At 57.1% G+C, this 21,913-nt stretch carries 21 protein-coding genes; 10 read left to right on the plus strand and 11 right to left on the minus strand.

Annotated features, from left to right (window positions below):
* Positions 1-55: 55 nt before the first annotated feature.
* The gene (locus A8B84_RS02240) at positions 56-1,885 is read left to right on the plus strand and encodes a long-chain-acyl-CoA synthetase (protein WP_064228608.1); all 1,830 of its coding nucleotides are present in this window, start codon (positions 56-58) and stop codon (positions 1,883-1,885) included.
* A gap of 361 nt (positions 1,886-2,246) precedes the next feature.
* Here the strand turns inward: A8B84_RS02240 and A8B84_RS02245 are convergent, their stop codons facing one another.
* The gene (locus A8B84_RS02245) at positions 2,247-3,227 is read right to left on the minus strand and encodes an NADPH:quinone oxidoreductase family protein (protein WP_064228607.1); all 981 of its coding nucleotides are present in this window, start codon (positions 3,225-3,227) and stop codon (positions 2,247-2,249) included.
* Positions 3,228-3,372: 145 nt separating this feature from the next.
* Positions 3,373-3,939, minus strand: coding sequence for a BLUF domain-containing protein (locus tag A8B84_RS02250; RefSeq protein WP_064228606.1), 567 nt, complete (start codon positions 3,937-3,939; stop codon positions 3,373-3,375).
* Between the two features lie 193 nt (positions 3,940-4,132).
* Between A8B84_RS02250 and A8B84_RS02255 the strand changes: the two genes are divergently transcribed.
* The 5 genes from A8B84_RS02255 (at position 4,133) to A8B84_RS02275 (ending at position 8,840) form a co-directional block, all read left to right on the plus strand.
* The gene (locus A8B84_RS02255; RefSeq protein WP_064228605.1) at positions 4,133-4,750 is read left to right on the plus strand and encodes a trimeric intracellular cation channel family protein; all 618 of its coding nucleotides are present in this window, start codon (positions 4,133-4,135) and stop codon (positions 4,748-4,750) included.
* A 151-nt stretch (positions 4,751-4,901) separates the two neighbouring features.
* A complete protein-coding gene (locus A8B84_RS02260; RefSeq protein ID WP_064228604.1) occupies positions 4,902-6,200 on the plus strand; it encodes an NCS2 family permease in 1,299 nt (432 codons plus the stop codon).
* A 30-nt stretch (positions 6,201-6,230) separates the two neighbouring features.
* Positions 6,231-6,773, plus strand: coding sequence for an adenine phosphoribosyltransferase (locus tag A8B84_RS02265; protein WP_064228603.1), 543 nt, complete (start codon positions 6,231-6,233; stop codon positions 6,771-6,773).
* A 23-nt stretch (positions 6,774-6,796) separates the two neighbouring features.
* Positions 6,797-7,459, plus strand: a complete 663-nt coding sequence (locus tag A8B84_RS02270) for a fumarylacetoacetate hydrolase family protein (RefSeq protein WP_064228602.1) — start codon at positions 6,797-6,799, stop codon at positions 7,457-7,459.
* A 49-nt stretch (positions 7,460-7,508) separates the two neighbouring features.
* Positions 7,509-8,840: an ABC1 kinase family protein gene (locus A8B84_RS02275; protein ID WP_064228989.1), complete on the plus strand. Its 1,332-nt coding sequence runs from the start codon at positions 7,509-7,511 to the stop codon at positions 8,838-8,840.
* Here the strand turns inward: A8B84_RS02275 and A8B84_RS02280 are convergent.
* Positions 8,837-9,514 (minus strand): SIR2 family NAD-dependent protein deacylase, encoded by a 678-nt coding sequence (locus A8B84_RS02280; RefSeq protein ID WP_064228601.1) that lies wholly within the window; start codon positions 9,512-9,514, stop codon positions 8,837-8,839. The genes A8B84_RS02275 and A8B84_RS02280 overlap by 4 nt on opposite strands.
* Positions 9,514-10,917, minus strand: coding sequence for an FAD-binding oxidoreductase (locus A8B84_RS02285; RefSeq protein ID WP_064228988.1), 1,404 nt, complete (start codon positions 10,915-10,917; stop codon positions 9,514-9,516). Before A8B84_RS02285 ends, A8B84_RS02280 begins: the two co-directional genes overlap by 1 nt.
* A gap of 190 nt (positions 10,918-11,107) precedes the next feature.
* Between A8B84_RS02285 and serA the strand changes: the two genes are divergently transcribed.
* Entirely contained in the window at positions 11,108-12,337 is a 1,230-nt protein-coding gene (gene serA / locus A8B84_RS02290) for a phosphoglycerate dehydrogenase (protein WP_064228600.1), read from the plus strand.
* Between the two features lie 67 nt (positions 12,338-12,404).
* Here serA and A8B84_RS02295 read toward each other — a convergent pair whose 3' ends face one another.
* Together A8B84_RS02295 and A8B84_RS02300 are read right to left on the minus strand one after the other, a co-directional pair.
* Positions 12,405-13,061, minus strand: a complete 657-nt coding sequence (locus tag A8B84_RS02295; RefSeq protein WP_064228599.1) for an OmpA family protein — start codon at positions 13,059-13,061, stop codon at positions 12,405-12,407.
* 37 nt (positions 13,062-13,098) lie between these two features.
* Positions 13,099-14,106, minus strand: coding sequence for an alpha/beta hydrolase (locus A8B84_RS02300; RefSeq protein WP_064228598.1), 1,008 nt, complete (start codon positions 14,104-14,106; stop codon positions 13,099-13,101).
* A 77-nt stretch (positions 14,107-14,183) separates the two neighbouring features.
* Here A8B84_RS02300 and A8B84_RS02305 point away from each other — a divergent pair, with 77 nt between their 5' ends.
* Complete coding sequence (locus tag A8B84_RS02305) at positions 14,184-15,077, plus strand: alpha/beta hydrolase (RefSeq protein ID WP_064228597.1); 894 nt, start codon at positions 14,184-14,186, stop codon at positions 15,075-15,077.
* Here A8B84_RS02305 and A8B84_RS21160 read toward each other — a convergent pair.
* Positions 15,055-15,309, minus strand: coding sequence for a GIY-YIG nuclease family protein (locus A8B84_RS21160; protein WP_082905039.1), 255 nt, complete (start codon positions 15,307-15,309; stop codon positions 15,055-15,057). The two genes, A8B84_RS02305 and A8B84_RS21160, sit on opposite strands and share 23 nt — an antisense overlap.
* A 13-nt stretch (positions 15,310-15,322) precedes the next feature.
* The gene (locus tag A8B84_RS02310) at positions 15,323-16,228 is read right to left on the minus strand and encodes a DMT family transporter (protein WP_064228596.1); all 906 of its coding nucleotides are present in this window, start codon (positions 16,226-16,228) and stop codon (positions 15,323-15,325) included.
* 171 nt (positions 16,229-16,399) lie between these two features.
* Between A8B84_RS02310 and dctP the strand changes: the two genes are divergently transcribed.
* Positions 16,400-17,503 (plus strand): TRAP transporter substrate-binding protein DctP, encoded by a 1,104-nt coding sequence (dctP, locus tag A8B84_RS02315; RefSeq protein WP_064228595.1) that lies wholly within the window; start codon positions 16,400-16,402, stop codon positions 17,501-17,503.
* On the opposite strand, the gene A8B84_RS02320 is transcribed toward dctP, so the two are convergent.
* The 3 genes from A8B84_RS02320 to A8B84_RS02330 are packed head-to-tail and all read right to left on the minus strand — an operon-like array spanning position 17,477 to position 20,431.
* Positions 17,477-18,280: a mechanosensitive ion channel family protein gene (locus A8B84_RS02320; protein WP_064228594.1), complete on the minus strand. Its 804-nt coding sequence runs from the start codon at positions 18,278-18,280 to the stop codon at positions 17,477-17,479. The two genes, dctP and A8B84_RS02320, sit on opposite strands and share 27 nt — an antisense overlap.
* 10 nt (positions 18,281-18,290) lie before the next feature.
* Positions 18,291-19,559, minus strand: a complete 1,269-nt coding sequence (locus tag A8B84_RS02325; RefSeq protein ID WP_064228987.1) for a hypothetical protein — start codon at positions 19,557-19,559, stop codon at positions 18,291-18,293.
* Between the two features lie 32 nt (positions 19,560-19,591).
* Entirely contained in the window at positions 19,592-20,431 is an 840-nt protein-coding gene (locus A8B84_RS02330; RefSeq protein WP_064228593.1) for a 23S rRNA (adenine(2030)-N(6))-methyltransferase RlmJ, read from the minus strand.
* A 184-nt stretch (positions 20,432-20,615) separates the two neighbouring features.
* On the opposite strand from A8B84_RS02330, the gene A8B84_RS02335 reads away from it, so the two are divergent.
* Positions 20,616-21,911, plus strand: a complete 1,296-nt coding sequence (locus tag A8B84_RS02335; RefSeq protein WP_201257844.1) for an imelysin family protein — start codon at positions 20,616-20,618, stop codon at positions 21,909-21,911.
* Positions 21,912-21,913: the final 2 nt, after the last annotated feature.

Consider the following 21,913-nt stretch of genomic DNA (forward strand, 5'->3'; position numbering starts at 1 on the left):
CATGCGTTGTTACGGGCTCATAGTCCACACAATAAAAGGGACCAATGGAAAGACCATGAGCCAAGACAACGTATCCGCACTGGACATCGCCCGCAGCCTTCCCGGGGTTTTTCGCCGACTGCCGGCGATTACCCGGGGTTTGTACTACTACTCCCTGAAGAACCAGAGTCGGGAACTGACCCTGGGCACGCTCATCGAAAGCAACGCCGGGAGTGTCGGCGATCGACCCGCCATCCTGTTTGAAGACCGCTCGATCACCTGGAGCGAGCTTAATGGCTGGGCCAACCGAATCGCCCGCTACCTGCAGGACCGGGGGCTCGCCAAAGGCGATGCCATCGCGGTATTTCTGGAGAACCGTCCCGAACTGCTGGCCGTGGTGGCCGGCGCCGCCAAACTCGGTGTCGCCTGCGCCATGCTCAACACCTCCCAGAAAGGCAAAGTACTCGAACACAGCATCAACCTGATTCAACCGAAAATGGTTGTTGTCGGCGAAGAGCTGGTGGAGGCCTTTGACGGCATCAGGGCAGAGATCAACACCGACCATCCGCAACCATTCCAGTTTCTGGCAGATACCAACACGCTAAACGCCTTTGGCGAAGCGCCGGCCGGCTACACCAACATGGCCGGAGAGGTGAGCACCTTCAATAGCGATGAGCCGGTTCTGAGCGATCTCCCGACAATGGGTGACACAGCCATCTACCTGTTCACCTCCGGCACTACCGGCCTGCCCAAGGCCGCCCCGGGCTCGCACCGAAAGTTCATCAAGGCCTATGGCGGCTTCGGCCTGATGTCCCTAGCCATGAAGCCGGAGGATGTTCTCTACTGCACCCTGCCCCTGTACCACGGCACCGCGCTGCTGGTCTGCTGGGGCTCCGTACTGGCCGGCGGCTCCGCTATTGCCCTGCGCCGCAAGTTCTCCGCCAGCGCCTTCTGGGACGATGTTCGCCGCTACCACGCCACCACCTTCGGCTACGTCGGCGAACTCTGCCGCTACCTGTTGAATCAACCACCGAGCGAGCAGGACCGGAATCACAGCCTCACCAAAATGATCGGCAACGGCCTGCGGCCCTCCATCTGGAAGGAATTCAAAGAACGCTTCGGCATCGAGACCGTGGCAGAACTCTATGCATCCAGCGAAGGCAACATCGGTTTCAGCAATTTTTTCAACATGGACAACACTGTGGGCTTCTCCACCGCCCCTTACAAACTGGTGAAATTCCACGACGGCACCCGGGACCCGATCCGCGACGAAAAAGGCTTCATGCAGGAAGTGGCCAAGGGCCAGCCCGGCCTGTTGATCGGAGAGATCACCGAGAAGTGGTCATTCGAGGGTTACACCCAGAAAGACGCCACGGAAAAATCCATCCTCCGCAACGCCTTCAAGAAAGGCGACGCCTGGTTCAATACCGGGGATGTCCTTAAACAAATCGGCTGCGGCCACTTGCAGTTCGTTGACCGCATGGGCGATACCTTCCGCTGGAAAGGCGAGAATGTCTCAACGACGGAAGTGGAAAACATCATCGACGGTTCCGGGATGGTGGAGGAAGCCATCGTCTACGGCGTCGAGATCCCCGGCACCAACGGCAAGGCCGGCATGGTGACGCTGGTTCCTAAGAGCAACGGCACTCCGTTCGACGCCAACAAACTGTTCACGTATCTCCGGGATAACCTGCCGGCCTATGCAGTGCCGGTGTTCGTGCGAGTAACCCATGCCATCGAGAAAACGGGGACGTTCAAGTACCGGAAGGTGGATATCCAGAAAGCGGGTTATTCGCTGGGAGACTCCGGTGACAACATTTACGCCTGGTTGCCTCGGACTGACGGGTACACCCTGCTTACGCGTGAACTGGTTTCCGATATTAACGCGGGAAAAGTCCGGTTTTGATGTTGACTGCTAGTTTTGGCGCCTAGCCTGCTAGATCTGAAGGCTGCATCGCTGGGGACCGCCTCCCAAAAACCGCTACGAGCACATCCATGTGCGCTTGTTTCGGGCCATCCATGGCCCTCTACATTTTTGGGAGGCGGTCCCCAGCGATGCGGTCGTGCAACGTCGATATCGCCCGGCGAGTCAGGCTTCAATATTGTCGATATACCTCAAATGTCAGAAGTTGCCGGTTGGAAGCCCTTCCCAAAAATGTCGGCGGCCATGGATGGCCGACGCCAAGCGCACATGGATGTGCTCGTAGCGGTTTTTGGGAAGGGCTTCCAACCGGCAACCTCCCAAAGCTTTAAGACTACGATAAAACTCAGGAGCCGACCTTAAGCACCACCTTGCCGGTCGCTTTCCGCTCGGTCAGAGCACCTAGCGCCTTTGCGTAATCCTCAAATTCGTAAACAGCACTGATCTTCGGATCAATCTTGCCTTCGGCATAGAGCTTCATCAGCTCCATCATGTTCTGGGCGCTGGTCTCCGGCTCGCGTTGGGTAAAGCTGCCCCAGAATACGCCGACCACCGAACAGCCTTTCAGAAGGGTCAAATTTGCCGGGATCTTCGGAATGTCACCGGCGGCAAACCCGATGATCAGGTGACGGCCATTCCATCCCATGGCACGAAGGGCCTGTTCGGTGAAGTCACCGCCGACAGGATCGTAGATCACATCCACGCCCTTGCTGTGGGTTAGTTTTTTGACCGCGTCTTTGAGAGGCTCTTCGGTGTAGTTGATCAGCTCATCGGCGCCGGCTTCCTTGGCAACCGCAAGCTTTTCGGCGGAACTGGCGGCCGCAATCACCTTTGCACCCATGGCCTTGCCGAGCTCGACCGTTGCCAGACCAACGCCGCCGCTCGCGCCCAGTACCAGAAGCGTCTCGCCAGGCTGAAGGTTGCCGCGCTGTTTGAGGGCGTAATAGGAGGTGCCGTAAACCATGGTGAAGGCGGCCGCCTTCTCATCAGACATGCCATCAGGAACAGGCAGGAGGTTCTGCTCCGGTACGATCACTTCTTCTGCAAAGGCGCCATAACCGGTGAGCCCTGCGACACGATCGCCCACTTTGAAACGGGTTACCTTGTCGCCAACCTCGATAACCTCACCCGCCATTTCACCACCCGGGGAAAAAGGCAGGCTCGGCTTCAGCTGGTATTTGTTTTCAATAATGAGGGTGTCCGGGAAATTCAGGCCGGCGGCTTTTACGCGTACTTTCACGCCGCGGCCTTTCACCTCAGGACTGGGAACATCTTCGATGACCAGCGTCTCGGCCGGACCATATTCCTTGCAGAGGATGGCTTTCATGAACTCTCCATTTTTGTTTGATCGGGTTCCAGGCGGCACTCGCCTGCGATTGTTATCCGTCAAGCTAAACAGAGTCTTATCATGAAGCAAATAAAGTTCTTTTATTCAAACGCATAAGCCGGGCTTATTTCTTACAGCGATTCCATCAGAGCATGGTCCCGCCGATCACCAGAGCCCCTACCAGAACCAGGCCGGCCACAATCAGGCCCACTTTCATCCCGGAGGACAACACCTGGGGCGCATCGCCGACGGATTTATGATCATCATGGCTACCCAGATTCTGATCCTGGCTGGAGTTGCGTATGAGTTCGATCATTTTCTCACACTGATCCGATGTGAAAGAGGAAGGCTCGAAGGATTCCAGCCCCTGCTCGTCCAGAAACTTCCGGACATCCCGGGACAGCGGCACATACTTCATAGACCAGTTGCTGAAGGTTCGACCGGACAGCGGTTCCTCAATAAGAGTCACGATATTCCGATGGCGTTCGTCTTTCAAAATGCGATCGTAGATCCTCCGTACCGCATCCTCCTCACCTTCCAGGTACTGGAAAAAACGATTGTTACCGTAATACAGGCCACCGACCAGCTGGTCCTTGGCGTTGTTTTTTCGGGAGGTCATCAGGATTCGCGCAACGTGAGGCTCCACCCCTTTTTCCACCGGCTTGGCTTCGAACGTGGCTTCACTGGCATAGGCCAGACGCATCAAGGACATAGCAGCTCCGTACAACAGGATAGAGGTAAGATGAATGCAACATACGCTTGAAAGTGTCGTTATGGATCACAGTCCCGGCTGGCCGTAAAACCTGCCAGACCGGATCTTTAGATGAAAGAACGGGTGTTTTCCGCTATCCTCCGCGCTCAAAATGACGCTATAAGGCCATTCTTCGCCTCTCCCGGGTTCCGCCATGCTCGACATCATCTACATACTTGAAATGATTGGAATCGTCGCATTCGCGATTTCCGGCATGATCGTGGCGCGCTCCAAGAATATGGATCCTGTGGGCGTATTTACCATCGGATTTATCACAGCCCTGGGCGGCGGTACCTTGCGGGACCTGATCATGGACAACCACCCGCTCTACTGGATCAAGCATGAGGAACAGCCCATGCTGATTCTGGCCATGGCTGTTGTCTTCAGTTACTGGAAACGGGCTGAGCGGCTCCGGGAGTCCAGAATCGTATTTCCGGACGCTATCGGACTCGGGGTGTTTTCCATTCTTGGTGCCCAGCTGGCACTCGACCTGGGGCACTCCTGGTTTATCGCCTCCCTGCTCGGGGTCATGACCGGCACCTTTGGCGGTGCACTGCGAGACACCCTTTGTAACGAAGTGCCCTACATATTCCGCAAAGACCAGATCTACGCGTCCATTTCCTTTGCCGGTTGCTGGCTGTACTTCGTGTGCCAGTGGTTCCTTGATAACGAAGCTCTGCCCCTGACCATTGGCCTGCTTTTCATCGTGATAGTGCGCATGCTGGCCGTGCGGTTTGATATCCGGCTGCAGCGGGATCCTCGCAGTAACTAGCCACTCCGTCAGTCTGACGAACTGTCAATCATCCCTTGGCCTGAGACAGATGAGCCGGTAATATTGCCGTTTTTTCACGCAATTCACGATTTCCGCACAGACCAGACTTCCAAACACTAACTTTCAGCATCCTGTGAGGCAGACACCCGTCATGCTTGAACGACTGTTCCAACTCCAGGCCCACGGCACCACTGTTCGTAAAGAAGTGGTTGCGGGCATTACCACCTTCCTGACCATGGCGTACATCATCGTGGTCAACCCGAGCATCCTGTCGTCTACCGGCATGGATTTCGGGGCTGTCTTCGTTGCTACCTGCCTTGCAGCCGTTATCGGCACCCTGATCATGGGACTCTGGGCCAACTACCCGATCGCTCTGGCGCCGGGCATGGGGTTGAACGCCTTTTTCTCCTTTACGGTCGTTGGCAGCATGGGCTACAGCTGGCAGGTGGCGTTGGGAGCGGTGTTCATTTCCGGCTTCCTGTTCTTCCTGCTGAGCATTTTCAAGGTCCGCGAATGGATCATTAACAGTATTCCCATGTCCCTGCGCTTTGGCATATCCGCCGGCATTGGCTTCTTCCTGGCCCTAATTGCCCTGAAAAATGCCGGTATTGTCGTGGACCACCCGGCCACGCTCGTGGGGCTGGGCGAAGTGAAGGTTGCAGAGAGCCTGCTGTTCTTTGGCGGCTTCTTGTTGATCTGCGCGCTGTCGTTCCGTCAGGTCACCGGCGCCGTCATGATTGGCATTATCGCGGTTACCGGCGCTGCCATGGCGCTCGGGATGGTGGAGTACAAAGGCTTTGTTTCCGCCCCTCCCAGCCTGGCACCGACCTTTATGCAGCTGGATCTTGCCGGCGCCCTGAATATAGGCATGATCAGCGTGATCTTTGCGTTTCTGTTTGTCGATTTGTTTGACACTTCCGGAACGCTGATCGGTGCCGCCCAGCGCGGCGGGCTGCTGGACAAGGACGGCAAACTGCCGCGTCTTGGCCGTGCCCTGATGTCAGATTCGGTTGCGACCATGTCCGGTGCTGCCCTCGGTACCTCCACCACCACCAGCTACATCGAGTCCACGGCGGGCATTTCCGCCGGCGGGCGTACCGGCCTGACAGCTGTGGTTGTTGCCGCACTGTTCCTGGCGTGTCTGCTTCTCTCCCCCATTGCCAGCATCATTCCGGCCTACGCCACTGCTCCGGCACTGCTTTACGTCGCGGTTCTGATGGCCAGCGGCCTCAAATTGATTGACTGGGATGACGTAACCGACGCGGCCCCGGCTGTGGTCACCGCCCTGATGATGCCGCTGACCTTCTCCATCGCCAACGGCATCGCGCTGGGATTCATCACCTACGCCATCCTGAAGGCGTTGAGCGGTCGCTGGGCGGATCTGAACGCCAGTGTTGTTATCATTGCCGTTGTCTTTGTTCTGAAATTCATTTTCCTGGATGCGGCCTGATCCGCATCCAGAGCATTAACCGGAACGTCTATGGATTATTTTTCTGAGAGCATCAAAAAGGCTATTCGCACGGTCCCGGACTGGCCGAAGCCCGGCGTGGCCTTTCGCGATATCACCACGGTACTGCAGGACAAAACCGCTTTCCGGAAGCTGATTGATGCCTTCGTACACCGGTATCATGGCCACAAGATTGATGCGGTAGCAGCGGTAGACGCGCGCGGGTTCATCATCGGCTCGGCACTGGCCTATGAGCTCAACGCCTCCCTGGTGCTGGTCCGCAAGAAAGGCAAGCTGCCCTTCGATACCCTGGTGGAAGACTACGAGCTTGAATACGGTACCGCCTCTGTTGAACTGCATAAGGATGCCTTCAAGCCGGGTGACAAAGTGGTCCTGGTGGACGACCTGATTGCCACTGGTGGCACCATGCTGGCGGCTACCCGCCTGATCCGCCGGATCGGCGCAGAGATTGTGGAAGTGGCAGCCATGATTGATCTTCCGGATCTCGGTGGCTCCCGCAAGCTGCAGGACGAAGGCCTTCAGGTTTATACTGTTTGCTCGTTTGAAGGGGAATAATCAACGGCAGACAGGAGGCGACCATGCCGGATTACCAACACCACTGGAAAGACGGCACTGCCGTCCATCTACCACTGGGAAAAATTGTCTGCATTGGTCGCAATTACGCCGAGCATGCCCGGGAGCTCAACAACCCGGTACCGGATGAACCTCTGCTGTTCATCAAGCCCGCCACCTCGGCCGTGCATATTACCCGCCCCCTGAATTTCCCGAGGAACCAGGGGGCGGTTCACTTCGAGACCGAACTGGCGGTTCTTATCGGTCGCCCACTGACCCGGGCATCGGCCAGTGAGGCCAAAACCGCCATCCTCGGCTACGGCCTGGCTCTGGACCTCACCTTGAGGGACCTCCAGACCACGCTGAAAGAGAAAGGTCAGCCATGGGAGCGCGCCAAGGGGTTCGATGGCGCCTGCCCCCTGTCACCGTTCGTCTCCGCCGATAAGTTTTCCGAGGGTCCCATCCACTTCACGCTGGACATTGACGGCAGCCGCCAACAAACCGGCGATACCGGTGACATGCTGAACCCGATCGTGCCCCTGATCGCTCACATCAGCAGCCAGTTCACTCTTCTGCCGGGCGATGTCGTTCTGACCGGCACGCCCAAAGGTGTTGGTCCACTGAGCTCCGGCCAGACGCTTTCCCTTGAACTGGAGGACCTGCTGTTCGTGGAGACCAAAGTGGTTTAACGTGCAGGGCCGGCTAAACCCAAATCCGGTCAAAGGCGTACATCTGTTTATGGCAAAGAAACCGGTAACCTCCCGACGTGGTCGCTTCTTCAAACTCGCTGGCATGACTGCCTCTGTCGCAGGGCAATATGCAGGACAGCGGGCGCGACGACTATTCCGCTCAGAGAACGATGAAGGCGCCCAGAGCGAAAGCTATACCCGCATGGCCGACCAGATTGCCGACACCCTGGGCGAACTGAAAGGGGCGGTCATGAAGGTAGGACAGATTGCCTCCCAGACTCAGGATTTCCTACCCAAGGAATTCTCGGACGCGCTGGAAAAGCTCCAGAAAGAAGCGCCGCCCATGCCGTTCGAAGTCATCGTGGGCCAGATCGAATCGGAACTGGGTAAACCGGTATCAGAGCTCTTTGAATACCTGCAGGAAAAACCCTACGCCGCCGCTTCCATTGGCCAGGTGCACAGGGCCCGGCTTCACGACGGCACCGATGTGATTGTAAAAGTTCAATACCCGGGCGTCGACGAATCCTGCGATTCCGATCTCAAACAACTACGCATGGCCCTGAGACTCGGCGGCCTGCTTAAAATGCCCAAGGAGTCTGTCGACCGGTTGTTCGCTGAAATTCGGGAGCGGCTCAAGGAAGAACTGGATTATGAGAACGAAGCCAGAAATATTGAGCTGTTCCGCGAGTTCCACAAGGACCAACCCTGGGTTCTGATACCTGAAGTCGCGCAAAGCCACTCAACCCGCCGGGTTCTCACCATGGAGCTGATTGAAGGCGATCACGTCAGCAAGATCACGAGAGAACGCTACGACCAGGAAACCATCAATCTGATCGGCCATCGCATATTCACCCTGATGGCAGACCAGCTTTTCCGCTTCCAATGCATCCATGGCGACCCCCATGCCGGCAACTTCGCCTATCGGCCAGATGGTTCCATTATCATGTACGACTTCGGCTGCGTGAAACAGCTCAAACCGGAGATCATCGAAGCCTACCGGAACGCACTGGTTTCAGCCCTGGATGAGGATTACGAAGCGCTGGATCGCCACCTGATTGACCTTGGCGCGAGGGTCGGTAGCCAGCCAGCCGTCGATGAAGCCTACTACGCCATGTGGCGTGATATTCTGGTGGTGCCTTTTGAAAAGCGCGATGTGCCCTACGACTTTGCCGAGGCCGATATCCATAAACGCGTGGCCGAGAAAACCAGCACCGTGTTCAAATACCTGGACTACTTCAAGCCGCCGGTGGAAAGCATCTTTATAGACCGGATGATTGCCGGTCACTACTGGATGCTGAAGCGGTTGGGGGTTCAGGCGGCGTTTCGGGAAGAGCTGGAGAAATACCTTCAGACTTCTGAGCACGCTGGCGCGGAGAGTTAGCGCAGGCTACTCACCCACTCGGCCATCCCCTCGCTGGCTCCTTTCCGGATAAACCGGGCCCGTGACACCGAAGCAGGCGCTCCCGGATCAATGACCGTGATGGGCACGTCCCTGTCCACTTCGTAAACCAATCCGGCAGCCGGATAGACCTGGAGCGAAGTACCGACAATCAACAGATGATCGGCCGTACGGACAATTTCGGCGGCTTTTTCCAACATGGGAACTTCCTCACCGAACCAGACGATATGGGGACGAAGCTGGGCGCCGCGATCGCAGGTGTCACCGGGATTGATATCACGGTAACCGATGTCGTAGACGAGCTCAGGATACTTTGAGCTCCGGGCCTTGGTCAGCTCCCCGTGGAGATGAATCACGTTGCTGGCGCCACCGCGCTCATGGAGATCGTCCACGTTCTGGGTAACAACCGTCACCCGGTAGCGCTGCTCCAGTTCCGCCAGCAAGCGATGGGCCTGGTTGGGTTGGGCGGATGCCAGCTGGCGGCGGCGGTCGTTGTAGAACCGCAGTACCAGCTCCTGGTTCCGGGCAAACGCCTCGGGTGTCGCCACATCGTAGACACTGTGCTGCTCCCACAATCCGCCGTTATCCCGGAAGGTGGAGAGGCCGCTTTCGGCGCTGATGCCAGCGCCTGTCAGTACAACGATATGGTCCTGCATCAGTCGAAGATCTTGCCCGGGTTCATGATGCCATTAGGATCAAATACCTGCTTGATCCCTTTCAGATAGGCGATTTCGGCCTCACTGCGGGTGTACTTCAGGTAAGGCTTCTTGGTCATGCCAACGCCGTGCTCGGCAGAGACGCTGCCCTGGTAGCGCTCGACGATCTCGAACACCCACTTGTTGACCTGCTGGCACTTCTCGAAGAAATCCTCGTTGGCCATACCCTCGGGCTTGAGGATATTGAGGTGCAGGTTGCCGTCGCCGATGTGGCCAAACCAGATAATCTCGAAATCCGGATAGTGCTCGGTGACCACTCCGTCGATTTCCTGCAGGAAGCCGGGCACCTTGGACACGACCACGGAAATGTCATTCTTGTAGGGCGTGCGGGGTGCGATGGATTCGGAAATGCGCTCGCGCAGCTGCCACAGGTTCTGGGCCTGGGTTTCGCTCTGGCTGATCACGCCATCGAGCACCCAGCCGTTCTCGACGCACTGCTCGAACAGCGCCATGGCGTCGTCCATCACCTGATCGGAAACGGCTTCAAACTCCAGAAGCGCATAGTACGGTGCCTCCGTCTCAAAGGGCGCCTGTACCTGGCCGTGGGCCAGCACATGGCCCATGGCCTGATGGGAGAAGAATTCGTAGGCGGTGAGGTCAATCTTCTTTTGGAAGGTTTGCAGCACATCCATGGTGTTGGTCAGGTCGTTCAGCCCCAGCACCAATACCGTGAGGTTGTCCGGTTTACGGGACAGCTTCATGGTGGCTTCGGTGATAAAGCCCAGAGTGCCCTCTGCGCCGATAAACAGGTGCCGGAGATCGTAACCGGTGTTGTTCTTCTCAAGATCCTTGTTCAGATCCAGGATATCCCCCTTACCAGTCACAACTTTGAGACCGGCGACCCAGTCCCGGCTCATACCATAGCGAATCACCTTGATACCGCCTGCGTTGGTGGACAGATTACCGCCAAGCTGACTGGAACCGGCCGAGGCAAAGTCCACCGGGTAATAGAGGCCGTTATCCTCAGCCGCATTCTGCAGCTGCTCAGTCACAACGCCGGCCTGGCAGCGAACTGTCCGATCACTGGCGTTGAAATCCAGAATCTGGTTCATGTTATCGAACGCTACAACCACTTCACCGTTGGCGGCCACCGCGCCAGCACTCAGACCTGTCCGGCCGCCGGAGGGCACCAGTGCCACCTGATTCTCGTTGGCAAACTTCACCAGAGCCTGAACCTGCTCGGTGGTCTTGGGCAACGCGATCGCCAACGGCTTGGGTGGATAGATCTTGGTCCAGTCCTTGCCGTAGGTGTCCAGATCCGCCGGGTCGGTCAGCACCTTGCCAGGCGCATCGCCGGTGGCCATCAGCTCTTTGAGGGAAGCAATGATCTGTTCAGAATTCATGGATTTTTCGGTCTCGTCAGGTTTGGGCCGGAGCATCCTGCAACAGGAATCACAGACAGTTGATTCAGGCAAACCGGCGCGCTGTGAAAATCTGCGTTTATGGTATCATACCGCCCCTGTTCTGTGAGCCAGCCCTGACGATCACTGGCCACAGGTCATTTCACGTGACGAAAAGTTCGGAAGCAAGCCCATGTCAAATACGTCTCTTGAGAAGAGCAAAATCCGTATCCTGCTGCTGGAAGGCGTGCATCAATCTGCCATTGATACCCTGAACGCCGCGGGCTATACCAACATCGAGTATCTGTCTCACTCGCTGGCCGAGGATGAGCTGGTCGAGAAGATTGCCGACGCGCACTTCATCGGTATCCGCTCGCGCACCCAGCTGACCGAGAAGGTATTTGAAGCCGCCAAGAAGCTGGTGGCCGTGGGCTGCTTCTGTATCGGCACCAACCAGGTGGATCTGCAGGCAGCGACCCGCCGAGGGATTGCCGTATTCAACGCGCCCTTCTCCAACACCCGGAGCGTTGCCGAACTGGTTCTGGCCCAGGCCATCCTGCTCCTGCGCGGTGTTCCGGAGAAGAACGCCAAGGCCCATCGCGGTGAATGGCTGAAGTCCGCCAAGGACAGTTACGAAATCCGTGGCAAGAAGCTGGGCATCATTGGTTATGGCAACATCGGCACCCAGTTCAGTGTCCTGGCCGAGGGCCTGGGCATGGATGTGTATTTCTACGATGTTGTCTCCAAACTGTCGATCGGCAACGCCACCCAGGTTGGCACCCTCCAGGAACTGCTGAACATTGCCGATGTGGTCAGCCTGCACGTGCCGGAAACGCCGGCCACCAAGTACATGTTCAAGGCTGAGCAATTCGCCCAGATGAAACCCGGCAGCATTCTGATGAACGCTTCCCGTGGCACGGTTGTCGACATCGACGCCCTGGCCGACGCGCTGGGCAGCGGCAAGCTTCTGGGTGCCGCTATCGACGTGTTCCCGGTGGAACCCAAGTCGAACGACGAGGAGTTCGTTTCTCCGCTGCGGGAATTCGACAATGTGATCCTGACCCCACACGTTGGCGGCTCCACCATCGAAGCCCAGGAAAACATCGGTCGGGAAGTGGCGGAAAAGCTGGCCATGTACAGCGACAACGGCACGTCCGTTTCTTCCGTGAACTTCCCGGAAGTGGCACTGCCGTCCCACCCGAACCAGCACCGCCTGCTGCACATTCACGAGAACGTGCCGGGTGTGATGTCCGAAATCAACCAGGTATTCTCCGAGAACGGCATCAACGTGTGCGGTCAGTACCTGCAGACCAAGGAAGACATCGGTTACGTGGTCGTGGATGTGGACAAAGAGTATGGCGAACTGGCACTAGAGAAGCTGCTCAAGGTGAAGGGAACGATTCGCTGCCGCGTCCTGTTCTGATTCACGGCCTGGCGTAAAAAAACCGGAGCAAATGCTCCGGTTTTTTTATGCCAACGAAGCGCCCTGCTTACTGCATGGGCACCAGAGTCAGCTCAACACGACGATTCTGCTCGCGACCCGCCGCGGTATCGTTGGACGCCACAGGGTAGCGCTCACCGTAACCAACAGCACGGGTACGCTTGGGCTCGATGCCCTGATTCAGCAGGAAGTCACGCACAGAAGAAGCGCGACGCTCACTGAGCAGCTGGTTGTAGCTGTCTGAGCCGGAGCTGTCGGTATGCCCCTCGATCTGGATAATGGTCTTGTCATATTCCTTCAGAACCAGACCCACAGACTCCAGGGTGCCACTGAATGACGGTTTGATCGTCGATTCATTCAGGTCGAAGGTGATATTGCCCGGCATCACAAGCTCAATCTCATCACCGTTGCGCACTACACGAACACCGGTGCCTTCCAACTGGCGACGCAGCTCGGCTTCCTGCTTGTCCATGTAGTAACCGATCCCGCCGCCAATGGCCGCACCACTGGCTGCGCCGATCAAGGCCCCTTTTCCACGATCACTCTTACTGGAGGTTGCCGCACCAATGGCAGCGCCGCCAATGGCGCCAATTATACTGCCCTTGGTCGCACTGGAGGTTTTCTCCTCGCCGGTGTAGGGGTCATAAGTCATGCAACCACCGAGACCGACAGTGGCCACTGCAAACGCGAGTATTGTCTTTTTCACAACTATCTCCTGTGCCTGATGTTCCTGGCAGAGACCGCTAGCGGGTCTGTGATGCCGAGTTCGTGAATGTATCAATGATGGTATTAAATACGGTTGCCTGTAAATCCTGAGCTTCGTTCACAAGATGATGACGTCCGTCAGGGATCTTCAGTTCCTCCACCGAGGAAAATTTATTCCGGATTATGCGCAAATTGTGCTGCCAGTCGACGGTAAGATCCTTTTCACCCTGCACGACCGTTACCGGAAAGTCGACAGGCCGGGCGGATTCGATGTGGGGCACCCACTTTCGCAGTGCACTCACCCAATCCACATGCACCGCCCTGGCCTGGAGGGGATCATGCTCCCGCAAAAACCGGAGGAATCGACTATTGCCACTGTTCTCCGCAAACACCCGCCGCCACCGGGATATAAACGGTTTTGCGATGCTGTGAAGCACCTTGGCTCCCAGCCAGCCCGCAGGTCTGACCAAGGGCGCCAGAAGCACCACTTTCCGGAAGTCGGAGGTCTGCTGGTTGTGCTGGTTGGACAACAGGTAGTCGATCAGGATCGCGCCGCCGGTGCTCTGGCCAACCGCAAACCAGGGCTGACGCACCTTTTCCCTGACCTGAGCCATAACGTCTGCCAGAACCCCCTGGTACTCCAGAAAACTACCAATCGCCGCCGGCGTACCGCTGGAAAGGCCGTGCCCCGGCTGATCGTAGGCGAGCACATCAAAGCCGGCTCCCAGACAACGATCAATCAACTGGCTGTACAATCCGACATGATCGAAATAGCCGTGCAGAATAAACACTGTGCCACGCTCAATTGCCTGCTCTGGCAACCGGAAATAGTGCACCATGACCTCATGATCGCACGCTTTGACATAACCCTGGTGGTATGCCACATCCGGATGCTCTACCCAGAGATCCAGGCCGTAAAAGCGGCAATAGGCCACCATTTCATCACTGAGATCCCGCGAGCAGGCCGGGTCGAACGGTTCGAGTCTGTCCAGGAGCGAGTGTCTGTCCCAATCCGGTATTTCTATGGTATCTGTTTTCCAGTACACGTAGAGTTAAACGCCTGTCATGAATGAGTTATGAATTTTGGCTTCCAATCCTAACCCATAGCAGGGGAAAGACACAGATGTTGCAACAGCTTCTGGAGACTGCGTTGCGCCAGACCATGAACCGGTTGGTCAGACCGGTTCTCACCCCGGCAGTACCTGTTTCACTCCAGCGACGCATTGTGCGCCAGGCTTACCGGAGTTCCATGCCACCGCGGGGGGCAAGCTTCGAAAACACCACAGTGGGCGGCATTCCGGCCATCAGCACCAGTTTTGGCAACAACCCTCACGGCGCTGTTCTCTATCTGCACGGCGGTGGCTATATTATCGGTTCCTCCAGCACTCACCGGGGCATAACCGGACACTTGGCCAAAACCAGCGGTTGCACCATCGTCACACCGGATTACCGACTGGCGCCCGAATGCCCATTTCCCGCCGCGCTGGATGATTCGGAGGCTTGCTGGAACGGACTGCTGGCGCAGGGCTTCAAACCGGAGCAGATTGCTATTGCCGGCGATTCCGCCGGTGGGGGCCTCGCCGTTGCCCTCGCCATGCGGCTGCGTGACAAGGGCCAGCCGCTTCCGGCATCGCTCACGGTGTTTTCACCCTGGGTAGACCTCACTCAGGAAAAGCTCTACGCACCCGAATGTGAACCGGTGCTCCAGGCCAGCTGGACCAGCAAGGCAGCCCATCTCTATGCCGGCCAGGAATCCCTGACCAATCCGTTGATCTCACCCGTGTTCGGCGATTTGAGCGGCTTGCCACCCATGCTGATCCAGGTGGGCAGCCAGGAAATCCTGCTCAATGATGCCGAACGGCTGGCCGAGGCCGCAAACCGGCACGATGTGGAAACCCGCCTTGAGGTTTATAACAGCCTCTGGCACGTTTTTCAGGTGCATAGCGGGCAACTCGACCGGGCCACGGCCGCGATAGAGACCGCCGGTGAACACATCAAACGTCATCTGGCAGGCTGAGCTCACCCCGCGCCAAGGCCTCTTTCCTGGGCCGCGGCCACTGTTTTATGTGCCACTCCAACCGTGAAGCACGGCTTCGGTCTCCGGCCGGCGCGCTGAACACCAGCTCAAGCGGCCCCTTGCCCCTCAGACTACGCGCTCCCCGGGGAGCGCCTCCCTGATGTTCATTGAAACGCCGGTCAACGTCAGTGGTTATGCCTGTATACAGGGCCCCCCGTGCGGTTCGCACCATGTAAACAAACCAGCTAGCCAAGGTTCAGGGCCTCTTCCCGGTCCTTCACTTTTTTCTGCTGGATCCAGAGCCCCATCATGATCAGGACCAACCCGATGTAGGTGGAAGGCAGGATATGCTCACCCAGAATAAAATAGATAAACACCAGTGAAAGGAATGGAGAGATAAAAATCAGGTTGCTGACCTTCGAGGTGTTCTCCGCCTTCTTCATGGCGTAGGACCAGAGCACGAAAGCGATGCCCATCTCGAACACGCCAACATACAACGCAGCAGCAAGCGACGTTCCGGTGGCAAAGTTCAGGCCCTCCGTCCACCAGCAAATCAGAAGAATCACCGGCAGCCCGCACAGAAAATTCAGGAACAGGCCAACCACCGGATCACGGGTATCCCGGGTGGCAATAATCCAGTAGGACGCCCAGACCACAGTACTGCCCAGGGCGAGAGAAACCCCGAGCGGATCCTCGAAACTCAGGGAAGTCACGGCACCACGGGTGGCAATCACCACCACCCCGGCATAGCAGATCAGACCTGCAACAATATCCAGCTTGCGCAGCCGATGCCCCAGAAACGGTACCGACATATAGGCCAGCACCAGTGCCCAGGTGTAGTTCAGCGGTTGCGCCTCCTGGGCCGGCAACCGGTCAAACGCGCCGAACAACAAAAAATAGTACAGACAGGGATTGATCAGCCCCATGCCAAAGGACTGGGCATACTGTTCGCGACTGAGTGAAAACACCAGATGCCAGCGCCCCTGAAGCATCAGAATAATGGCCATCACGACTACCGACGCAGTGCAGGCAATCAGTAGCATCTGAACGGGAGCCAGCTCTCTCAGGGAGAGCTTGAACGCGGTTGCCACCGTGGACCATAACAGCACGGTACCCAGGCCATAGAGCATCGCCTGCTTCTGGTTTTTCATTCATGGCCTCCTGCCAGCCACTGACACTCCATTGATTTTCTCCTTTCTCCACGGGATTGTTTGGCCGACAGTGTAATCCAATCGAACCCTGTTACCCATGGCAGTGAGCATTCTTGTGTTACCTTGTATATCAATATCAAACAAGGATTGAGAATACTGGAGTCCCCCGCTATGCCCAACACCCGTTTCAGGTTCTGGCCATTGAGCCTCGCATTGGCCATTGCACTGACCGGTTGCTCAGACAGCCAGACCGATCGTGGGGACAAGACGTCCGAGGCTCCGGAACCCCCTGAATACCCCGTAACCTGGCGCTTTGCGCTGGAGGAAATCGAGGGTAGCGTTCAGCATGCCTATGCTGAAGCATTAAAAGAACGCATTGAAGAGCGCTCCGATGGCAGGATCGAGGTTGATATCTTTCCCTATGGGTCTCTGGGTACTTCAGCTCAGCTTACTGAGCTGGTACGGAATGGCTCGGTCAGCCTTGCCTTCGCCTCCCCCGGACACCTTGCCAACACCATCCCGGAAGTCGGCCTGTTTACCCTGCACTATGTTCTACCGGACAACGCTGACGTAACCCGACAGGTTCTCGCGAGCCCGGAATTGCTCGATCTGTTTGAGCAGCCCTACGCCCGGGAGAACATGAAACTTCTGGGCTTTGTACCCGAGGGCTGGATGGCGTGGACCGCCAACAAGGCGCTCCGCACACCGGAAGACTTCGATGGCCAACGGATCCGCACCATGACATCCGATATGGCCGAGGAAGCGTTTCGCGCCTATGGCGCCGAACCGAGCCAGATCCCCTATTCGCAGGTATACAGCGATCTGCAACTGCGCAAGATTGATGGCCAGAGCAACCCCGTTTTTGCCATCGAGGAAATGGACTTCTATGAAGTCCAGAGCACCATGACGCTCGCAAGGCCAGCGCAGTTCGTTGCTTCAGTGGTTTCGAATCTTGAGTGGTACAACGCATTACCGGAAAACCAGCAACAATGGCTGGATAATGGTCTCAATGATGTTGCACAGGTTGCCTGGGAGACCCAGGAGGAACTCAATCAGACCCGGCTGGAAAAAATGCTAGAAGAAGGCCACCTGAAGGTCGTCCGCCTCAACGATGCAGAGCGGGAGGCATTTCGGCGAGCCAGCTTGCCGGTGCGTGACATCTATCTGGAGCGCACTGGCGAGAGTGGGCAGCGAATTTTTGAGCGGTTATACCAGTTGATTAACGACACCGAAACCGGAAGTCAGGGTTCAGCGGGTTCCGGCGACGGGGGCTGAGACAAAATTGACGCCTTCGGAGGCAAGCGCGCTTGCTCCCTTTGCCGTCAATTCGGAAATGAAGCGAAACTGATCCTTCAACTCGACCGGATAGGCCTTTAGCCGGTAACACATACCCCACGGCTTGTTGGAGACCACCACAACGACAGGACGAAACGTCCGGGTCAGAGGGCAGGTATATGCCACATCCCTGAGAAGGCTCATAACCCGGCCGACATCGTGATGAGGCTCAAGATTGAACTCCGCCACGCACATCAGGTTGTCAGTACCGTCGTTGGCATTGGCAATCAGCGACGCCCAGAGTTTGCTGTGGGGTATTACCACCACGGTGTCATCGGGCGTGACCAGCTCCGCAGCCCTGGTGCCAATCGAGCGTACCTCCCCGTACTGGCCGTCCACTTCGATCCAGTCTCCGGGGCGATAAGGCATTTCATAGAGGGTTACAATGCCGGCAATCAGACTGTTCGCGTAATCCTTGAAGGCAAACCCGAGGGCCAGCCCCAGCGCTCCGAAAATGGCGACCATGTTTTCAAACGAAGGCTCCACCAGTATCGGAACCACAATGATGATGGTCAGAACAATAATGACCAGCCTCAACAAAGGCACCGACGCCAGGATATAAAACCGGGGTTTGCCCCCCAGTTTACCTGCGATTCGCGGGAACAGCTTCTGGATGACGATGATCAGGCCCGTTGCCAGCAGCACAACCAATAATGATTCCAGCAATGCCTGGGAAGTAATCGCTGAAAACGCCTCTCGAATGCCGAGATCACCCATGGCTCATCTCCTAAAAAGTGTCGACCGGGAAGCCCCAGCTCTGCAAGTGACGACGGATCGACGGGTATCCATGTGCAGTAACCCTCCAGCAAGCATCAGAGGCCTCGTACTCAATGAGCTCTAATCGCCCCAATCGCGCCAGAACAAATCCCATCTCATGCTCTGCAACGCCGGTTACCAATTGCAAATCAGAAATGTCCAGGCCATCGTGCAGAAGCAAGGCATGCAAAAGCAGGCCAATGTTATCGCCCTGGCTCTGGGGTACTGTCGGAAGCCCTAATTTATCAAAAGGTACAACCCAAACCTTGGCGACTGCGCCGCTGTTACCGGAAACCTGGCCTGACTCTTTGGTGTCTGCATCTTCTTCGGGTCTGGCTCTGAGCGCGCGCCGCCAGATCGACAACGCAACGCCCGGATTTCCCCTTGCAACGGAGGCGAGATCCCGGAGAAAGCCGCTATGTTTGCGTTTTTGCCCATCACTCTCATCTGCCATCGGCAAAACCCATAAACCATCGTCTGCCATTCGGGCAGTGATTGACTGATCGCTATCACCGGCAGCAAGGGATTCGAACCATTCACCAAGATCCACTGCCGCCATCGGTGACGGTGTCGTCGGCGAAAAGTGCGCATCCTTGAAGTAGGAGGACCAGAATTGCCAGCACCAGCTCGAACAACCAATAACGCCAGGAGCAAGACCTCCGGCGGCAACCCGACGGAGTAATTCCCGAACCAGAGCCAGGCCGGAAAGATGGCGCAACCAGAAATCAGCCATTTCGGAAATTACCCACGGCCTGGAAAGATCCTGCTTGTCCCACCATTCCCGGGCCCCGCGGTCATCCAGAAGCAGGTTCTCGGGAGGCAGGATAAGCGACCATCGGTCTGCCTTGCCTTCTAGCTGCGGTTCACGTTCGGAAAAACACTCAAGGGCAGAACGAATACCCGAGAACGGTGGAGCCACCAGTAACCTAACTCTCTTGCCTGAGTCGTGGCTGGAGTCTGTCTCTTCAAGGGCTCTTGAGAGGGTATCCGCGAGCGCGCGTTGGTCGGGTCGAGGCGCAAAGGATTCAAGCTTGGCTGTTGACAGTTCAGGAAGGTTATCGAGGCTTTCAAACACCTCCTTTTCTGCCACTACACCTGCCCGGATCTGAGCAAGGGCATGGCGCAAGGCATCTTTAAGCGAGCGCCTTACGGATGTTTCAGGCACTTTCCATTGCTCAACCGGGATCAGACCTCCCGGCATCCACGTGGGTTCTGCCTCGTTTGCTGGATTATCCTTCAACCTCATCGCTCCCCTGCGTGTTCTCGCTCCAACTACTCCGGCACCAGCCAACCAATATCATGGGACAGATTCAAAACGTCCGACCCGGCAACGTCGTTAATCATTGCAGCTAACCGGCCATCAAAGCCCCAGGGCGGATTCACCACTAGCATCCCTGAGCCGACCATGCCGCGCTCCGGCGGGTTGCGCAGATGCACCTCACTGCAAAGCACCTTGCGTACGTCGGTACGCTTGACGGCTTCTTTCAGCTGCACCTGCGAGCCACTGGTTAGTATCGGATACCACACAAGATAAAGCCCATGCCGGCACTTCTGCCATGCTTTTCCCAGGGTTTCAGCAACCTCAACGTAATCAGATTTGATCTCATAGGAAGGATCGATAAGCGTGAGGAGCCGCGGCTGTTTTGGTGGAAGCTGCCTGAGCAGCCCCGCAAGGCCATCCTGCCGAAGCACTCGAATCGGCGCCTCCGAAGCCCAACCCACCAGCTGCTCGCTCTCGCTCGGATGGAGTTCGAAAAGCGTCAGCGTGTCCCCGGCCCTGAGAAAGTGCTGGAACCAGGCCGGAGACCCCGGGTAAACGGAAAGTTCGCCACTACCGGCATTGAATCCTGCCAGGACATCCACAAACGGATTCCAATCCTCGGACCGAAGCCGATCTTTGGCGCTCCACAACTTCTGGACACCATCGTCGGCCTCTCCCGTCTTCCGGGCCCGCTCACCTCGCAGATCGTATATGGCGCTTCCGGCATGGGTGTCGAAACAGGCAATGCCGGATGACTTCGCCTTCATCATGGTCTGGACCAGTACCAGGGCCCCATGTTTCTGGACATCAGCGAAATTGCCGGCGTGGAAGGCGTGCAGATAACTCAACATACAAGAATAGCTCCCTGGTGACGGGGCCATTAAGCCCGATCACGGCTGCCCAGGGCAAGAGCACTATCGTCAATCCTGATCACACTGGTCCTTTTCCCGCTTGCGTTTTCATATACGGGCAACCATAATCCTGAACGCTAATATTTATCATTCGCGCCACGATTACCCAAACTTGGAGAAAGGAATGACGTCCATGTTTCGTCCAGCCCCGCTGGCATTAACAGTAACCGCTCTGCTGACTGCAGGCTGCGCCAATCATCCCTGGTCCGCCGAAGACTCTCAGCCGGCAACCAAAGCCTCAGTGGTCAATCACTACGCCGACCTGGCTCACGCCAACTATGAAGATGCCCTGACCACAGCACGAGCCCTGGACGAAGCCACCGATCGACTTATTGCCAACCCGACCGAAGCCAACCTGGCCGCCGCAAAAGAAGCCTGGCTTGCGGCGCGAGTCCCCTACCAACAAACCGAAGTGTTCCGCTTTGGCAACGCCATTGTCGACGACTGGGAAGGCCAACTGAACGCCTGGCCGCTGGACGAAGGCCTGATCGACTACGTGAAGGCGGACGGATACCAGCACGAACTGGGTAACGCCGGAGCAACCGCCAACATCATCGCCAGCGACAGCATCAACGTCGGCGGGGAAACTCTGGACGTGTCCTCACTGTCTCCGAGCCTGCTGGCCGATCTGAACGAAGTGGGCGGCTCTGAAGCCAACGTCGCTACCGGCTACCATGCCGTTGAATTCCTGCTTTGGGGCCAGGATCTGCATGGCTTTGAAAGCGGTTCCGGGGAGCGTCCGGTCACGGATTACGCCAGGGGTGCTGATTGCACCAATGGTAATTGCGAGCGTCGTGGCGAATTTCTGGATGCAGTGACCGACCTGCTGGTATCGGATCTGGAGTGGATGGTAGCCCAGTGGGCGCCGGGCGCCGGCGACAACTATCGCGCCCAGCTGACGGCGGCTGACGCCAACGAGGGTGTTCAGAAGATGTTGTTCGGCATGGGCTCCCTATCCCTCGGTGAGCTGGCCGGTGAGCGCATGAAGGTAGCCCTGGAAGCCAACTCTTACGAGGACGAACACGACTGCTTCAGCGACAACACCCATAACTCCCATTACTACAACGGCCAGGGCATTCAGAATGTCTATACCGGCACCTACCGTCGTGTGGATGGCAGCCTGGTAACAGGTCCTTCCCTCTCTGATCTGGTTCAACAGAGCAATCCGGAACTGGACGCCCGCCTGAACAACCAGCTGGACGCCTCCATGGAAGCCCTGGCTCTGATGAAGGCTCGTGCAGAGAGCAGCGAAAATCCGATGGCCTTCGACACCATGATTGCACCGGGTAATGCCGAGGGAACCCGTATCGTCAACGGTGCCATCATGGCGCTGGTTGCACAGACCGGCTCGATCGAGCAGGCCGCGCGGGACCTGGGTATTGAAGCCCTGTCTCCGGATGATGCCGGTCACGCGTTCTGAAC

The sequence above is a fragment of the Marinobacter sp. EhC06 genome (genome assembly GCF_001650915.1).
In the GTDB taxonomy this organism is placed as follows: Bacteria; Pseudomonadota; Gammaproteobacteria; order Pseudomonadales; family Oleiphilaceae; genus Marinobacter.

Bases quoted from the DNA above. Each gene is read 5' to 3' on its own strand.
- A8B84_RS02240 (WP_064228608.1), top strand. From the start codon at position 56: ATGAGCCAAGACAACGTATCCGCACTGGACATCGCCCGCAGCCTTCCC.
- A8B84_RS02245 (WP_064228607.1), bottom strand. From the start codon at position 3,227: ATGAAAGCCATCCTCTGCAAGGAATATGGTCCGGCCGAGACGCTGGTC.
- A8B84_RS02250 (WP_064228606.1), bottom strand. From the start codon at position 3,939: ATGTCCTTGATGCGTCTGGCCTATGCCAGTGAAGCCACGTTCGAAGCC.
- A8B84_RS02255 (WP_064228605.1), top strand. From the start codon at position 4,133: ATGCTCGACATCATCTACATACTTGAAATGATTGGAATCGTCGCATTC.
- A8B84_RS02260 (WP_064228604.1), top strand. From the start codon at position 4,902: ATGCTTGAACGACTGTTCCAACTCCAGGCCCACGGCACCACTGTTCGT.
- A8B84_RS02265 (WP_064228603.1), top strand. From the start codon at position 6,231: ATGGATTATTTTTCTGAGAGCATCAAAAAGGCTATTCGCACGGTCCCG.
- A8B84_RS02270 (WP_064228602.1), top strand. From the start codon at position 6,797: ATGCCGGATTACCAACACCACTGGAAAGACGGCACTGCCGTCCATCTA.
- A8B84_RS02275 (WP_064228989.1), top strand. From the start codon at position 7,509: ATGGCAAAGAAACCGGTAACCTCCCGACGTGGTCGCTTCTTCAAACTC.
- A8B84_RS02280 (WP_064228601.1), bottom strand. From the start codon at position 9,514: ATGCAGGACCATATCGTTGTACTGACAGGCGCTGGCATCAGCGCCGAA.
- A8B84_RS02285 (WP_064228988.1), bottom strand. From the start codon at position 10,917: ATGAATTCTGAACAGATCATTGCTTCCCTCAAAGAGCTGATGGCCACC.
- serA (WP_064228600.1), top strand. From the start codon at position 11,108: ATGTCAAATACGTCTCTTGAGAAGAGCAAAATCCGTATCCTGCTGCTG.
- A8B84_RS02305 (WP_064228597.1), top strand. From the start codon at position 14,184: ATGTTGCAACAGCTTCTGGAGACTGCGTTGCGCCAGACCATGAACCGG.
- A8B84_RS21160 (WP_082905039.1), bottom strand. From the start codon at position 15,309: ATGGTGCGAACCGCACGGGGGGCCCTGTATACAGGCATAACCACTGAC.
- A8B84_RS02310 (WP_064228596.1), bottom strand. From the start codon at position 16,228: ATGAAAAACCAGAAGCAGGCGATGCTCTATGGCCTGGGTACCGTGCTG.
- dctP (WP_064228595.1), top strand. From the start codon at position 16,400: ATGCCCAACACCCGTTTCAGGTTCTGGCCATTGAGCCTCGCATTGGCC.
- A8B84_RS02320 (WP_064228594.1), bottom strand. From the start codon at position 18,280: ATGGGTGATCTCGGCATTCGAGAGGCGTTTTCAGCGATTACTTCCCAG.
- A8B84_RS02330 (WP_064228593.1), bottom strand. From the start codon at position 20,431: ATGTTGAGTTATCTGCACGCCTTCCACGCCGGCAATTTCGCTGATGTC.
- A8B84_RS02335 (WP_201257844.1), top strand. From the start codon at position 20,616: ATGACGTCCATGTTTCGTCCAGCCCCGCTGGCATTAACAGTAACCGCT.